This is a genomic window from Herbiconiux gentiana, assembly GCF_024978135.1.
GTDB classification, from domain to species: Bacteria; Actinomycetota; Actinomycetes; order Actinomycetales; family Microbacteriaceae; genus Herbiconiux; species Herbiconiux gentiana.
In genome coordinates, this window is sequence record NZ_JANTEZ010000009.1 from 44,691 (window position 1) to 59,765 (window position 15,075).

The 15,075-nt window shown below is 71.8% G+C and carries 14 protein-coding genes; 3 read left to right on the top strand and 11 right to left on the bottom strand.

Going from position 1 to position 15,075, the window contains the following annotated elements; all coding sequences use genetic code 11:
- Positions 1-7 precede the first annotated feature (7 nt).
- From rffA to NVV95_RS16855, 5 genes are read right to left on the bottom strand one after another with little or no spacing between them, the layout of a single operon-like run.
- Entirely contained in the window at positions 8-1,156 is a 1,149-nt protein-coding gene (gene rffA / locus NVV95_RS16835) for a dTDP-4-amino-4,6-dideoxygalactose transaminase (RefSeq protein WP_259487714.1), read from the bottom strand.
- A complete protein-coding gene (locus NVV95_RS16840; RefSeq protein WP_259487715.1) occupies positions 1,146-2,192 on the bottom strand; it encodes a glycosyltransferase in 1,047 nt (348 codons plus the stop codon). The genes rffA and NVV95_RS16840 overlap by 11 nt, the downstream gene beginning before the upstream one ends.
- Positions 2,192-4,000, bottom strand: a complete 1,809-nt coding sequence (locus tag NVV95_RS16845; RefSeq protein ID WP_259487716.1) for a hypothetical protein — start codon at positions 3,998-4,000, stop codon at positions 2,192-2,194. The genes NVV95_RS16840 and NVV95_RS16845 overlap by 1 nt, the downstream gene beginning before the upstream one ends.
- Positions 3,997-4,836, bottom strand: a complete 840-nt coding sequence (locus tag NVV95_RS16850) for a glycosyltransferase family 2 protein (protein ID WP_259487717.1) — start codon at positions 4,834-4,836, stop codon at positions 3,997-3,999. The genes NVV95_RS16845 and NVV95_RS16850 overlap by 4 nt, the downstream gene beginning before the upstream one ends.
- On the bottom strand, positions 4,836-5,339 hold the full coding sequence (locus NVV95_RS16855; RefSeq protein ID WP_259487718.1) for a GtrA family protein: 504 nt from the start codon (positions 5,337-5,339) through the stop codon (positions 4,836-4,838). Before NVV95_RS16855 ends, NVV95_RS16850 begins: the two co-directional genes overlap by 1 nt.
- Before the next feature lie 120 nt (positions 5,340-5,459).
- On the opposite strand from NVV95_RS16855, the gene rfbB reads away from it, so the two are divergent.
- From rfbB to NVV95_RS16870, 3 genes are read left to right on the top strand one after another with little or no spacing between them, the layout of a single operon-like run.
- The gene (gene rfbB / locus NVV95_RS16860) at positions 5,460-6,446 is read left to right on the top strand and encodes a dTDP-glucose 4,6-dehydratase (RefSeq protein ID WP_259487719.1); all 987 of its coding nucleotides are present in this window, start codon (positions 5,460-5,462) and stop codon (positions 6,444-6,446) included.
- A 14-nt stretch (positions 6,447-6,460) separates the two neighbouring features.
- Entirely contained in the window at positions 6,461-7,312 is an 852-nt protein-coding gene (gene rfbD / locus NVV95_RS16865) for a dTDP-4-dehydrorhamnose reductase (protein ID WP_259487720.1), read from the top strand.
- Positions 7,312-8,451, top strand: coding sequence for a glycosyltransferase family 4 protein (locus NVV95_RS16870; RefSeq protein WP_259487721.1), 1,140 nt, complete (start codon positions 7,312-7,314; stop codon positions 8,449-8,451). The genes rfbD and NVV95_RS16870 overlap by 1 nt, the downstream gene beginning before the upstream one ends.
- A 91-nt stretch (positions 8,452-8,542) precedes the next feature.
- Here NVV95_RS16870 and NVV95_RS16875 read toward each other — a convergent pair whose 3' ends face one another.
- The 6 genes from NVV95_RS16875 to NVV95_RS16900 all read right to left on the bottom strand — a co-directional run bounded on the left by NVV95_RS16875 (position 8,543) and on the right by NVV95_RS16900 (position 14,998).
- Positions 8,543-9,919 (bottom strand): LCP family protein, encoded by a 1,377-nt coding sequence (locus NVV95_RS16875; RefSeq protein WP_259487722.1) that lies wholly within the window; start codon positions 9,917-9,919, stop codon positions 8,543-8,545.
- A complete protein-coding gene (gene purE, locus NVV95_RS16880; protein ID WP_259487723.1) occupies positions 9,916-10,416 on the bottom strand; it encodes a 5-(carboxyamino)imidazole ribonucleotide mutase in 501 nt (166 codons plus the stop codon). Before purE ends, NVV95_RS16875 begins: the two co-directional genes overlap by 4 nt.
- A 123-nt stretch (positions 10,417-10,539) precedes the next feature.
- Complete coding sequence (locus tag NVV95_RS16885; RefSeq protein ID WP_259487724.1) at positions 10,540-12,462, bottom strand: cell wall-binding repeat-containing protein; 1,923 nt, start codon at positions 12,460-12,462, stop codon at positions 10,540-10,542.
- Between the two features lie 31 nt (positions 12,463-12,493).
- The gene (locus tag NVV95_RS16890; RefSeq protein ID WP_259487725.1) at positions 12,494-13,621 is read right to left on the bottom strand and encodes a 5-(carboxyamino)imidazole ribonucleotide synthase; all 1,128 of its coding nucleotides are present in this window, start codon (positions 13,619-13,621) and stop codon (positions 12,494-12,496) included.
- Positions 13,622-13,625: 4 nt separating this feature from the next.
- Complete coding sequence (locus NVV95_RS16895) at positions 13,626-14,174, bottom strand: PH domain-containing protein (RefSeq protein WP_259487726.1); 549 nt, start codon at positions 14,172-14,174, stop codon at positions 13,626-13,628.
- Positions 14,175-14,203: 29 nt separating this feature from the next.
- On the bottom strand, positions 14,204-14,998 hold the full coding sequence (locus NVV95_RS16900; RefSeq protein WP_259487727.1) for a biotin--[acetyl-CoA-carboxylase] ligase: 795 nt from the start codon (positions 14,996-14,998) through the stop codon (positions 14,204-14,206).
- Positions 14,999-15,075 lie beyond the last annotated feature (77 nt).

The following is a 15,075-nucleotide window of genomic DNA, read 5'->3' on the forward strand; positions in this document are numbered from 1 at the left end:
TAACGAATCACGCCACGCGCACCGGGCGGTAGCCCGTCACGCCCTCGATCACGCGCTCGATCTGCGCGTCGGACAGACCCGCCCAGAGCGGCAGCCGCACCAGCTGAGACGAGAAGGCCGCCGTGCGGTCGAGCTGGTGCGCGGTGCGGCCGAAGCGCCGGCCGGCGGGCGAGGAGTCGAGCGGCACGTAGTGGAAGGCCGCGCGCACGCCGGCCTCGCGGAGATGCGCGATCAGCCCCTGCTGGCCGTCGTGGTCGCCCATCACCGCGTAGAAGAGGTGCGCGCTGTGCTCGAGACCCACCGTGTCGGAGACCAGGGTGGCTCCGACGTCACCGGCCCACTCGGCGAGGCCCTCGGCGTAGGCCGTCCAGACCCTCAGGCGGCGCTCTTGGATCTCGTCGAAGGCCGCCAGCTGCGCGTCGAGCACGGCGGCGTTCAGCTCGCTCGGCAGGTAGCTCGAGCCCTCGTCCTGCCAGGTGTACTTGTCGACCTGGCCACGCAGGAATCGGGCGCGGTTGGTGCCCTTCTCCCGGATGATCTCGGCCCGCTCCCAGAGCGCCGGGTCGTTCACCAGCAGGGCCCCGCCCTCGCCGCAGTGCACGTTCTTGGTGTCGTGGAAGCTCTGGGTGCCGAGCACCCCGGCGGTGCCGAGCCGGTGCCCGCCGGAGCGGCCGCCGAGGCCGTGGGCGTTGTCCTCCACGAGGGCGACCCCGGCCTCGGCGGTGACCGCGAGGAGGGCGTCGAGGTCGACCGCGGCGCCGCCGTAGTGCATCGCGATCACGGCGCGGGTGCGCGGGGTGATCGCCTCGGCCACCTGACCGACGTCGAGGTTGCCGCTCGGGCCCTCGATGTCGACGAACACGGGTGTCGCCCCGCGCGCGACCACCGCGATGGCGGCGGAGGTGAAGGTGAAGCTCGGCAGCACGACCTCGTCGCCCGGGCGGACGTCGACGAGCAGCATCGACATCTCGAGGGCGTGCGTGCAGGAGGTGGTGAGCAGGGCGTCGCCGGCTCCCGAGATGCCGCGCAGGCGCTCGGTGGCCGAGGCGGTGAACGCTCCGTCGCCGTGCGAGTGGTCGGAGTCGAGCACGGCGGCGAGGTTGGTCAGCTCTCCGGGCGCCCGGAAGGGGCGGCTGAAGACGATCTCATCGGTCACGGGGCGCCTCCTCGGACTCTCCCGGCTCGGGGTCGTCGGGCATGATCGTCTCCGGGTTGTCGACGGTGAGGTAGAGCGGCCGCCCCATCGACACGTTCAGGCCCACCCCGATGTACTCGGCGATCACCCCGAGGGCGAACAGGATGGCGCCCGAGCACAGCAGCACGGCCACCATCAGCGAGGCCCAGCCCGCGGTCTCGGGGTTCGACCCCACCTGCGGGGCGATGATCACGTAGAGCGCCACCGCGATGCCGAGCAGCGCGATGATGCCACCCAGCACGCTCACGGCCCGGAGGCCCGCGGTGCCGCTCGTCAGCACCATGCGCCAGAAGTAGGCGAACAGCGCGGGCAGCGAGTAGCCCGAGACCCGCCCGTCGGCGGTGCGCAGCCGGGTCGGGCAGGTGGCCACGCGGTTCGTCACCCAGGAGAGGGCGACATCCAGGTAGACGCCGGTCGCCGCGAACGAGGCGAGCTTGCGGCCCATGTCGCCGCGCACGAGACGGAAGCTCTGGAACTGGCTGGCGTCGGGGAGGTGGAAGGCGGTGCCGAGCATCCGCTTCGACGACTTCGACGCCGCGGCCCGCAGGAACCCGTGCGGGCGCTCGTTGGTGAACCGGGCGTAGACGACGCCGGCCCGCTCGCGGACGGCGGTGTCGAGGAAGGCGCCGAGGTCGGCCGGATCGTGCTGGCCGTCCTCGTCGAGGGTGACGATCCAGCGGCCCGTCGACTTCGCCATGCCCGCGATCGTCGCCGCGTGCTGACCGAAGTTGCGGCTCAGCCAGATGATGCTGACGAAGGGGTGCTGCTCGGCGAGGGTGCGCATCACCGCGTCCGACTGGTCGGGCCCGTTGTCGTGCACCAGGATGACCTCGGCGATGCGGTAGGCGTGCCCATCGGGGGTGATCGCCCCGTGCGTGTAGGGCACGAGCTCGCCGACCATCGCGGCCAGGGTGCGCTCGCCCTGGTAGACCGGCACCACGACCGACATCGTGTAGACCGGCTCGGCGCGCGGCGGGAGGGGATCGACGGGGGTCATCACTGCGGGAGCTCCAGTAAGGTGAATCGACCGTCGGGTGAGTCGAAGGTGGTGGTGGGGCCGACGACGGCCGTGAGCTGGTCGATGACCGCCGAGCCCCCGTCGGTGTAGGCGGCCCGGTCGAGCACGAAGCCGCAGGCGCCGAGACCCTCGACGGCCTCGACGAGCTGCGGGGCGGGCAGGGAGGCGAGGGCGCCGACCTCGTCGATCGGGGCGCGGCCCTTGATGCCGCCCGCCGACCAGCGCAGGGTCTCGGAGTGCAGGAACGGCCGCAGCTCGTCGGAGTCGGTGGCCCCGTTCACCGGCGGCGACTCGGGGAAGGCGATGTAGGGCAGCTGGTAGATCAGGCACTCCGGCGCGACGTCGGCCTCGACCTGCTCGGTGAAGGTCTCGTCGGAGTCGTAGGCGGCCACGGTCGCCGCGCGGGCCTCGGTGTCGACCGGCGGGATCTGGTCCCAGACCGCCAGCAGCACCAGCAGCACGGCGAGCGGCACGGCGAGGAGCGGGAGGCGTCCGCCGCGCATCCGCGTCGCCGCCCGGCGCAGCACGCCGTCGAGCAGCAGGCCGACGGCGGCGAGCGAGAGCAGGGCGATCAGGATCGCGATGCGGTTCCAGGAGCGGATGGGGAAGTCGACGAAGGAGAGCAGCGTCGAGAGCCCGCCGACCGTGCCGAAGAGGAAGGCGACGAGGGTGAGCCCGGCGAGCACGGCGAGGGCCCGGGTCGACTGCGCGGGGCCCCGCCAGCCCGTGCGCCCCGCCGAGAGCAGCGCGTGCACGGCCACCACGACGAGGGCGACGAAGCCCGCGGCGGCGATCAGGCCGAGCGCCGGCTCCTCTGAGGGCAGCGGATAGTAAGTGTCGTAGAGCTGCCGCAGGGTGGCGAAGGGGCCGAAGCGGTGGCCGGGCACCGGCAGCAGCAGCGACGAGAGCTTGAACGAGTAGAGCTCGGCCTCGGGTGGGCTGCGCACCAGCACGGCCTCGTTCACCCCGTTGGCGAGCCGGTACAGGATGCTCGGGGTCAGGTTCACCAGCATGGTGACCGCGATCAGACCGCCGGCCGCGGCCGCCCCGAAGAAGCGGCGCCAGGCCCGGCTGCGCCAGAGGGCGCTGAGCCCCGCGACGGCGAGCACGAGCGCGACGAACACCGAGTAGTAGCTGGAGGCCGTGCCGAGCAGGGCGACGGTGCCGACGGTGGCGGCGTTCCGGCCCGTGATCGGCCGCAGCCAGCGCCGCTCGCGCGAGCCGTCGGCGCGCACGGCGGGGCGCAGCCGCCAGAGCGGCCGGCCGGTCGCGACGAGGTAGATCAGGCCGACGGCCAGCGGCACCACGAAGTAGGCCGCGAGGAACAGGTGGCCCTCGCCCTTGACGAAGTGGTACGGCGCGATCGAGTAGACGACGCCGAGCGCGACGGCGAGCGGAGTGCCCACACCCACGAGACGCAGGAACCAGAGCGCGGTGATCGCCGCCAGCGGGAAGCCGATGACGAAGTAGACGTTCATCGCCACGCCGAAGTGGGAGGTGAACAGCCGCAGCACGTCGGCGGCGATGAAGTGCAGGTTGTCGGCCTGCGGGTAGTCGCTGTAGAACTGCCCGTACGGCGCCCCGAGGTCGGGCTGGTGGGTGAACCAGCCGGTCTCGATGATGGTCTTGAAGTGCGAGGCCACGGCGAGCGCGTCGCCGGAGTAGTAGAAGGGCACGCGCCAGTCGACGGCCCAGAGGTTGAGGCCGAAGAACACGGCGACGAGCGAGACGACGGCGGCGACCCCGTACGGGGCCAGTCGCAGCGCCACGCCCTTCGCGGCGCTCATCGGGCGGCTCGCATGCGGCGGGCGTTCAGGGCGTAGTAGCCGCGGCGGGCCAGCGCCATCAGCTCGGCACGGCGGTCGCCGAGGCGCACGTCGGCGGCGCTGATCACGTCGGGCGCCTGCTCGCGGCACCACGCGTGGTAGGCCTTGGCCTGGGTCGACTGCTCGTCGACGAGGGCGACGCTCCACTGCGTGTCGTTCACGCGGAACCCGGCGAGCGGACGGTCGACCGGCAGGTAGTCGCCGCGCAGCAGCACCGTGGAGTAGCTCGTCTGGTCGATCAGGTACGGGAAGCGGGCGTCCCAGCCGCCGGCGGCCTCGAGCACCTCGCGGCGCATCGTCACCGAGCCCGGTTCGCCGAACACGTTGGTGCCCTTTCGCACCGTGGTGCGGATGGCTTCGACCCCGGGCTGCACGGCCCGCCGCACCCCCTGCAGACCCCGGTTGCGGATGGTCACCCGACCCCGCGCGTCGACGATGTCCCGCGGACTCGACACCAGCACCACGCCCGGATGCGCGTCCAGTGCCTCGGAGTGCGCCTCCAGGGCGCCGGGGTAGAGCAGGTCGTCGCCGGGCAGCAGCTTGAGGTACTCCCCCGTCGCCGCCTCGGTGACCCGGCGCCAGTTGGCCTCCGCGCCGCCGCCGGCGGGGGTCGAGAGGATCGTCAGCCGAGCATCCGCGTCGAAGGCCCGCACCGCCTCGAGGGTGCCGTCGGTCGAGGAGTGGTCGGCGACGATCAGCTCGAAGTCGCGGTGGCGCTGGGCCAGCACCGAGCCCACCGCCTCGGCGATGTAGGCGGCGTTCTCGAAGGCCGGGATGACGACGGAGAGCTGGGGCATCAGCGGGGGCTCTCCTCGTGCAGGTCGAGCTCGGTGGCCGCCTCGGCCTCCTGGGCTCCGCGGCGGAAGGAGAAGCCCTTGTGGCCGAACCAGCTGATCGCGGTGGTGACCACCAGGATCGACAGCTGGGCGAGGATGCGGTTCCAGCCGAAGCCGACGAGCACGGGCAGGATCACGGCGTTGATCGCGATCGCCACGAGGTAGACGCTCTCGAAGCGCGCGAGGTCGCGCCAGACGTGACCGCGCACCTTGAACACGAAGCGGCGGTACATCACGAAGGCGAAGAGCACCCCGAGCACGTGCGCGCAGGCCAGGGTGCCGAGCGAGCCGACCGTCTCGTTGACGGCGGCGTCGAGCCACGCGCCGACGGTGAGGTCGAAGGCGATGAAGAAGAGGAAGCCGACGCCGGTGTTGGTGGCCCCGACGAGGAGGAACGCGATGCGCTGGTCGCGCACGAGCCGGAGCAGCGGCCCGGGCGCACCGGCCTGCTGAGGATCGTTCACGGTGCACACTCTAGAGGCCCCAGCCGCCAGCGAGCCGTGCGACACCCACCCCACTCCGAGGGCGGTTCCCGGCCCTCCCGTACAATCGGGAGCGACCACATCTGAGGAGACCTCCCCACCATGAAGATTCTTGTCACCGGCGGAGCCGGGTTCATCGGCTCCAACTTCGTCCGACGCACGCTCGAAGACGCCTATCCGGGCCTCGAGGGCGCCGAGGTCGTCGTGCTCGACGCGCTGACCTACTCGGGCAATCTCGACAACCTGCTGCCGGTGAAGGACGACCCGCGGCTCACCTTCGTGAACGGCGACATCCGCAACGGCCAGCTGCTCGACGACCTGTTCCCCGGGCTCGACGCGGTGGTGCACTTCGCCGCCGAGTCGCACGTCGACCGCTCCGTGCGCGACGCCTCGATCTTCGTCGAGACCAACGTGCTCGGCACGCAGCAGCTGCTCGACGCCGCGCTCCGCAACAACCTCCCCCGCTTCGTGCACGTCTCGACCGACGAGGTCTACGGCTCGATCGCCGAGGGCTCCTGGGCGGAGGACCGCCCGCTCGAGCCGAACTCGCCCTACTCGGCCTCGAAGGCCGGCAGCGACCTGCTCGCCCGCTCGTACCACCGCACGCACGGCATGAACATCTCGATCACGCGCTGCTCGAACAACTACGGGCCGTATCACTTCCCCGAGAAGGTCATCCCGCTGTTCGTCACCAACCTGATCGACGACAAGCACGTCCCGCTCTACGGCGAGGGCAACAACATCCGCGACTGGCTGCACGTCGACGACCACACACGGGGCATCGCGATGGTGCTCGTCGGCGGCCGCGCCGGTGAGATCTACAACATCGGCGGCGGCACCGAGCTGACCAACAAGGAGCTGACCCAGCTGCTGCTCGACGCCACCGGCAAGGACTGGTCGTACGTCGACCGCGTCGCCGACCGCCTCGGTCACGACCTGCGCTACTCGGTCGACATCTCCAAGATCCGCGACGAGCTCGGCTACGAGCCGCAGGTGCCGTTCGAGCAGGGGCTCGCCGACGTGGTGCAGTGGTACCGCGACAACCGCCAGTGGTGGGAGCCCCTCAAGGCCCGCGCGGCCCTGAGCTGAGTGTCGGGCATCCGATGACTCGCTATCTCATCACCGGAGCGGCCGGGATGCTCGGCCGCGACCTGCAGGAGGCCCTGGCGGGCCGCGACGTCGTGGCGCTCACCCGCGCCGAACTCGACATCACCGACCCCTCGGCCGTGGCCGCCGCGGTCGCGGGCGTCGACGTCGTGTTCAACTGCGCCGCCTACACCGCGGTCGACGCCGCCGAGACCGACGAGGAGGCCGCTTCGCTGGTCAACGCCGTCGGGCCGGCCACGCTCGCGGCGGCCACCCGGGCGACCGGCGCCAAGCTGATCCAGGTCTCGACCGACTACGTCTTCCAGGGCGACGCCACGTCGCCCTACGCCGAAGACGAGCCGCGCGACCCGCTGAACGCCTACGGGCGCACGAAGGCGGGCGGCGAGGAGGCGGTGCTCACGGGCAACTCCACCGGCGGCTACGTGGTGCGCACGGCCTGGCTGTACGGCCGCCACGGGGCGAACTTCCCCGCGACGATGCTGCGGCTCGGGCGCGAGCGCGACTCGGTCAGCGTCGTGCACGACCAGGTCGGGCAGCCCACCTGGACGTCCGATCTGGCCCGTCAGCTCGTGCTGCTGGCCGACTCGGATGCTCCGGCCGGCGTGTATCACGGCACCAACTCGGGCCAGGGTTCGTGGTTCGACTTCGCCCAGGCGACCTTTCAGGAAGCGGGACTCGACCCTGATAAGGTCAAGCCCACGGACAGCTCGCAGTTTGTTCGTCCCGCCCCGCGGCCCGCGTACTCCGTACTCGGGCACGACGCGTGGTCCCGAGCGGGATTGGAGCCCATGCGAGACTGGCGCACCGCCCTGCACGCGGCGGTGACCTCGGGAGTTTTTGGAGAGTAATGGCCACGCTACGAGTCGTCGTCGACCAGCTCGTGGCACCGGTCCCCGGCGGAATCGGCCGGTACACCCTCGAACTCACCCGGCAGCTCATCGCCACCGCTCCCCGCGACTGCGACGTCGAGGGCATCGTGTCGGCCGTCCCCCAGGAGACGGCCGACTCCCTCGTCGACCGGTTGCCCGGCCTCGCCGGCCTGCACCGCGCCACGCTCCCTCGTCGCGAGCTCTCGGCGGCCTGGCAGCACGGCGTGATCGGCTCCTCGGGCTCGGGCATGGTGCACGCCACGAGCCTGATGGCTCCGCTGCGCAAGCACGACCGCCGCGCCGACATCGGCACCCAGACCGCGGTCACGATCCACGACGTCGTGCCGTGGACGCATCCGGAGACCCTCACCCCGCGCGGTGTGAGCTGGCACCGGGCCATGGCCAAGCGGGCCGCGCGCTTCGCCGACGCCGTCGTCGTGCCCACCCACGCGGTGGCCGAGGAGCTCTCGCGGCACCTGCGCTTCGGCGACCGCATCCGGGTCATCGGCGGAGCCGTCAGCGACGAGCTGCGGCTGCCCGCCGATCCGGCCGCCCGCGCCCGCGAGCTCTCGCTCCCCGACGAGTACCTGCTGGCCGTCGGCACGCTCGAACCCCGCAAGGGGCTCGCGGCGCTGATCAAGGCGCTGGCGCTGCCGGCCACCGGATCGCTGCCGCTCCTGATCGCCGGGCCCGAGGGCTGGGGCGACGTCGACGTGGCCTCCGTCGCCGCCGCGGCCGGGGTCGACCCCGCTCGGGTGCGCGTGCTCGGCTTCCTCAGCGACAGCGACCTGGCGCTCGTGCTCGAGCGCGCCACCGTGTTCGTCTACCCCTCGCTCGCCGAGGGCTTCGGGCTGCCGCTGATCGAGGCGTTCGACTTCGGAACACCGGTCATCCACGCCGACGTGCCCGCACTGCTCGAGGTGGCCGACGGGTCGACGTTCGTCGTCACGCGCACCACCCCCGAGCAGTACCCGGCGCAGCTGGCCTCGGCGATCGCCGACGTGGTCTCTGACGCGGCGCTGCGCACGCGCCTGTCGATCTCAGGCCTCGACCGGGCCCGCGCCTTCTCCTGGCGCGACTCGGCCGAGAAGGTCTGGCAGCTGCACGCCGACCTCTGACCCCCCCCTCCCCTTCGCGAACGGTCACTTTCGGCGCCAAACCCGTGGGTTTCGCGCCGAAAGTGACCACTCGCCGGAGGGCGATGGAGGCTTACTGCGCGGCGGTGTCGGTCGCGGTGGAGAGCACGAGGGCGTCGGCGACCGTCTGGTGCACGACGTCCCAGTCCGGGTCCTCCGGGTCGATCAGGGGCGGCGTCAGGTCGACGCGGTCGATCGGCAGCTCTTTGGTCTTTAACGCCAGGTCGATGAAGTACGACAGCGTCGACTGCGGGATGTCGGTCTGCACCACCTGCGTGCCGGCCTGAACGATGCCCTGGAACTTCGACAGCACGTTCACCGGCTGGAACTGCTGCAGGATGGCCGTCTGCAGCTCGCCCTGCCGCTGCATCCGGTCGTAGTCGCTCGTGGTGTGTCGCGAACGCGCGTACCAGAGGGCCGTGTACCCGTTCATGTGCTGCTCGCCGGGCCAGATCCAGCCCTCGATCTCGTTGCCCTCCTCGTCGCCGCCCATGGGCAGCGCCTCGGTGACGTTGATGTCCACGCCGCCGAGCGCGTCGATGAGGTCGGAGAATCCCTGCATGTCGATCATCACGTAGTACTGGATGGTGATGCCGAGGGCGCCCTCGATCGCATCCTTCGTCGCCTCGACACCGGGGTTGGAGCCCTCGGCGTCGGCGTTCGGGTAGAGGTCCTGGTCGAAAGCCTCGACCCGCGGGTAGAGGAAGCTGATCTGGCAGTCGCTGCCGCAGTCGTAGCTGCCGTCGGGGGCGTAGTCGCTGCCGATCAGCGGCGATCCCTCGACGATCGGCACCTGCTGCAGGTCGCGCGGCACCCCGATCATCGTGGCGCGGCCCGAGTCGGCCTCGATCGACACCACGGTCATGCTGTCGGGGCGCATGCCGTCGCGATCGGGCCCGGCGTCGCCGCCGAGCAGCAGGATGTTGTACCGCCCGTCGACCGGGGGCTCGGCCGCGGCCTGGGCCGAGAAGATCGAGTTGAGGCCGTCGGCGGCCACGTTCGCGTACCAGGCGCCGGCCGCCGCGACCCCCGAGGTCGCCACCAGTAGCAGCACCGAGAACGACGCCAGCCACGGACGCGCCCGCTCCCCCACCCGCACGAACCGCACGAGGCGCAGCGTGTCGAGCGTCAGCACCACCCACAGCACGGCGTAGACGATCAGCACCACCTGCACCAGAAAGAGCGGAATCGGGTTGGTCGCGATCGAGAAGATGACCTGCGGCCAGATGAGGTAGATCACGAGGCCGACCGCGGCGATCGCCCAGAGGCTGAGCGTGAAGTACAGCCCGAAGCGGCCGAGCTTGCGGTTGCCCGCGAGCACCTGCGCCGAGCCGGGGATGAGCACGTTGAGCACCACCAGCCACCACCCGCGAACGGTCATGGCCTTCGGCGAGGTGGTGTCGGGGTACCGGATCGGGCTGGCTGTCGTGCTGCCGGGCATCGTGGTCATAGGCGCGCTTGGAGGTCTTCGTTCTTCTGCGCGACGAGCCGGGTGAGCTCGTCGCGGTAACGGGCGAGGGCGTCGGCCAGCCCATCATCACCGGTCGAGAGAATGCTGACAGCGATGAGCGCCGCGTTCTTCGCCCCGCCGATCGAGACGGTAGCCACCGGGATGCCCGCCGGCATCTGCACGATCGACAGCAGTGAATCGAGACCGTCGAGGCGGGCCAACGGCACCGGCACCCCGACCACGGGCAGCGTGGTGACGGCCGCGATCATGCCCGGCAGATGCGCCGCCCCGCCGGCTCCCGCGATGATCACCTTGAGCCCGCGCTCACGAGCGCTGCGGCCGTACTCGATCATCGCCTCGGGCGTGCGGTGCGCCGAGACGACGCGCACCTCATGGGGCACGCCGAAGTCCTTCAGCACCTGCACGGCGTCGCTCATGACGGAGAAGTCGGAGTCCGACCCCATGACGACACCCACGACGGCTCTCTCTTCGGGCATGCCCCCATCGTAGGCTCGCCCCCGCCGGCTTCCCCGGAACGCCGCGCTCGAGCGCCTCAATCCGTCAAGCCCCTCCCGAGCCGCCTCGCACCCGTCCCATCCGCGCTACGCCACCCCACCCACTCAATCCGGCAGGTAGCTCTCGAGCTGGGTCTTCACGACGTCGGAGACCGCGTTCGGTCCTCCCAGCAGCACGATCCGATACGGCGACAGCCGTTCCAGCTCGGCCGCGACCGGCGCCGGGATGGTGTCCTTCGTGACCAGCAGCACCGGCGAACCCGCCATGATCGCCGCCGGTCCACCGGCCAGCGCATCCGGGAACGCCTGCCCCGACGCCACGTACACCGTGTACGTGTGCGGCCGGAACGACCGCTTCGACGCCGCCGCCGACACCGCGAACCGGTCCGGCCCATCGACCCGGATCACCGTCGCGATCTTCGACACCTCCGCGACCACCGCAGCACTGATCGCCTGCTCCCCGCCCATCACGTACACGTACTGCGCCTTCAACCGCCCGATCTCCGCCCCCACCGCAGCCGGCAGCGTGCCCTTCTGCGTCAACAGCACCGGCCCCGCCTCCCGCCCCGTCAACGGCGACGCCGACAACGCATCCGGGAACGTCTCCCCCGACGCCAGATACGCATACGTCGCCCCACCCGGGAACGCCTTCGCCGAGATCGCGGCCGACACCGCGAACCGATCCGGGCCCCCGACCCGCGACACCACCCCGAACTCCCCCAACGCCTTCTCCACCCCGGCACTGACCGCAGCCGTCCCGCCCAGCACCACCACCCGCTGCGGCCGCAACCGCCGCAGCTCCTCCACCGTCGCCCCCGGCAGCTCGTCCCGCCGCGTCAACAGCACCGGCCCACCCTCAAGCCCCGCAGCCGCGGCCCCGCTCAACGCATCCGCGAACACCTCCCCCGACGCCACATACGCGACCGGAGCAGCCCCCGACTCGAACGAATCCCGTGACACCCCCGCCGCCACCGCGAAGCGATCCGCACCCCCCACCCGATCCACCGCCGGCAACGGACTCACCCGCGGCTCCACCAGCACCACCCTCGACCCGCCTTCGAGCGCGACGAGCCGATGACTCGCCGGGTCGAGCGCCACCTCCGCGTAGTAGTCCACCCCACCCTCCCCGATGGTCGTCAGGTCTCCGGCGCGCAGAGCGACCGTGCCCGACGAGTCGAAGTCCTTCCCGACGGCGTAGATCGTGTGCCGAACCGGGTCTCCGACCAGGTCGGTCAGCGAGCTGGCGAACGACGCCGACACCGCGGTGCGCGTCATCGTGGCCGGGTCGAAGAGCTGCACCCGGAAGCCGATCCCCGCGTCGTCCCCCACCGCGAGCTGCCCGTCGATCACCCGCACGACCACGGGCGCGCCGTCGACCGGGATGCGCGTCCACGACCCGTCGGGCCTGATCGCGGCGAGGGAGTCGTCCTGGTTCGCGACGTAGGCGATCTGCGTCGCCGGGTCGATGGTGATGTCGCGCGGCCTCAGCCCGGTCGCCACCGACGACCGCGTCGCGTCGTCGAGGTCGATCACGCTGACGTCGTCGGTCGCGGCGTTCGCGACGAGGACGCGGTGGGAGCGTTCGTCGACGGCGGTGGCGACCGCTCCCCGCCCGCCGGTGGGCACCCGACCGGTCACGGCCAGCGACCGCGAGTCGAGGACGACCAGCTCCTCCTGGCCCGAGCCGTTGTCGACGACGTAGACCTCGTGAGCCGCCTCGTTGACGGACAGCCCGACCACCCACCCGGCCCCCGACCCGGCGGTGGCGGCACCGGCCGGAACCAGCGCACCCGTGGCGACGTCGTACGCCAGCACCGAGCGCGTGCGCCCCTCGATCAGGAAGGCCCGCCGGGCGACGGTGTCGAGCTCGAGATCGTGCAGGTCGAGGGAACCGGTCGCGACCGTGTCGAGCACCTCGAAGCGCACACCCGACCGCGCCAGCTCCTCAGAGCCGGCCGCCGACAGCGCGCCCCCGGCGAGAGCCACCGCCACCACTCCGAAGACGACGGCGCGGAGGAGGGGCTTCATGCCCCGATGCTACCCCAGAACTGAGGTTATATCAGGAGTCGAAGGCGGCGGCCGCCGCACGTGCGACGTAGGCGACCTCGTCGAGCTCCTCGCCCGAGGCCGTGACGTGGCCGATCTTGCGGCCGGGGCGCGGGGGCTTGCCGTAGAGGTGGAGCTTCGCCGTGGGGTGCGCCGCCGCGGCCGCCCGCAGCGGGGTGTCGAGGTCGCCCGAGGCCGGACCGCCGAGGATGTTCACCATCACCGACCACGGCGCCGTGTGCCCGGTCGCCCCGAACGGCAGGTCGAGCACGGCCCGCAGGTGCTGCTCGAACTGGCTGGTGGTCGAGCCGTCGATGGTCCAGTGGCCGGTGTTGTGCGGCCGCATGGCCAGCTCGTTCACCAGGATGCGCCCGTCGACCGTCTCGAACAGCTCCACCGCGAGCACCCCCGTGACCCCGAGCGACTCGGCGATCGTGGTGCCGATCTGCGCCGCCACCGGCGCGAGTCGCGACGATCCCCCGGGAGCCGGCGCGAGCACCTCCGCACAGACCCCGTCTCGCTGGGTCGACTCCACGACCGGCCACAGCGTGACGTCACCCGAGGGGCGGCGGGCGACCAACTGCGACAACTCACGCCGGAAGTCCACGAGCTCCTCCACCAGCAGCGCCTCGCCCGAAGCGAGGGCCGAGAACCAGTCCGCCACCTCGCTCGACGACGACACGACCCGCACTCCCTTGCCGTCGTACCCGCCCCGTGCGGTCTTCACGACGGCCCGCCCGCCGTTGTCGGCGAGGAAGGCGTCGAGCGCGGGCGCATCCGACACCGACGCCCAGACCGGCACCGGCACCCCCAGCGACGCCAGCCGAGAACGCATGAGCAGCTTGTCCTGGGCGTACTGCAGCGCATCCGGCCCCGGATGCACGGCCACCCCGGCCTCGACGAGCCCCCGCAGCACGGCCTGCGGCACGTGCTCGTGGTCGAAGGTCACGACGTCGACCTCCCGCGCGAAGGCCAGCACCGTCGGAAGGTCGGTGTAATCGCCCACCGCGGTGGCCGCGAGCGCCGCCGACATGCCCTCGGCCTCGGCCAGCACGCGGATCTCGATCCCCAGCTCGATCGCCGGCGGGATCATCATCCGCGCGAGCTGTCCGCCACCGATCACACCCACACGAAGAGTCACGGATTCAGCCTAGCGGCGGCCCACCACCGAACGCCCCCGCATGCGAACCCGGGAACGCCGGCAGCCGCGACACCGGCGGCGTGTGCTCGGTCAGCTCGTCGAGCAGCGCCGCCACGAGCTTCGCCGACGGCACGTCGTGCAGCTCGAGCGTCAGCTCAGACCCCGACTCCACCAGCACGTTCCCGCTGGCGAACGCCGCCTGCGCCGGGTTCCGCCGCAGGTGCACGGCCGTCACCCGCGACAGCCACAGATCCTGCCGGTGCCGGTTCACGAGCCCGCGCCGCGCGATGATCCGCCGCGTCGTGATGGTGTACCGATGCCCGAGCCAGACGAGGAACGGCAGCAGCGTGCCGACCACCACGAGAAGAACGGCACCGCCCAGGGCGGCCTGATTCTGCCACTCCTCGGCGAACCGCCCGCCGAACCAGCCGTACGCCGTCGTCGTGGCGAACAGCAGCAGCACGGGCACCGTCAGCCGTCGCGCGTGCGGCCGCACCCGGGCGAGCACGAGCTCCCGAGGCGGCTCGAGCGTCGTGGGGTCGGGCCGGGACATGGGGCCATTGTCACCCGCCACCGCCCGGATCAGCCGTCGCGCAGCCGGAGGTGCGTCACATCGCCCGCCGCGACGACGAGCGGCGCGCCCTCGTCGGTGTCCACCACGAGCCTTCCGTCGTCGTCGATCGCGGTGGCCGTTCCAGTGCGCACGACCCCACCCGGCAGCTCCACCCGCACGGCCCGGCCGAGGGTCGCCGAGGTCGTGGCGAGCTCGTCGAGCAGCCCGGATGCGCGTGCCGACCCTCCGGCCTCCGACCACGCCGCGTACAGCACCGTGAGCTCGTGCAGGTACGCCGAGAGCACGGCGTCGACCCCGACCGCCGCCGCCGGGGCGCCCGCGAGCGCCAGCGACGTGGCGGTCGGCACGGGCAGTTCGTCGGCGGCCAGGGTCAGGTTGATGCCCGCCCCGATCACGAGGCCCCGAGCATCCGGCAGCAGTTCACCCAGGATGCCCGACACCTTCGACCCCGCGACGAGCACGTCGTTCGGCCACTTCAGGGCGACCGGATGCCCGGGCAGCACCCCCGCGACCGCCCGCCGCACCGCGGCCCCCGCGAGCAGCGGCAGCGTGCCCCAGAGCGAGGTGTCGACGCGGGGCCTCAGCAGCACCGACACGGCGAGCGCCGTTCCGGCCGGAGCCGACCAGGTGCGCCCGAGCCGCCCCCGCCCGCTCACCTGGTCGTCGGTCGCCACCACCGAGAACGACGGCCAGGCCTCGGCGGACGGCCCCGACGCCGCCCGCACCAGCACCTCGTTGGTCGACCCCGCCCTCTCCATCCATTCCAGACGCGGGACGAGGGCACGGGACAGCGGCAGCTCCATGCCCCCACGCTACGGCCTGCCAACGACAGCCCCCGGATTTGTAGGGTTTCGTCAACCGGATCGCCCGAGGGCTGGCC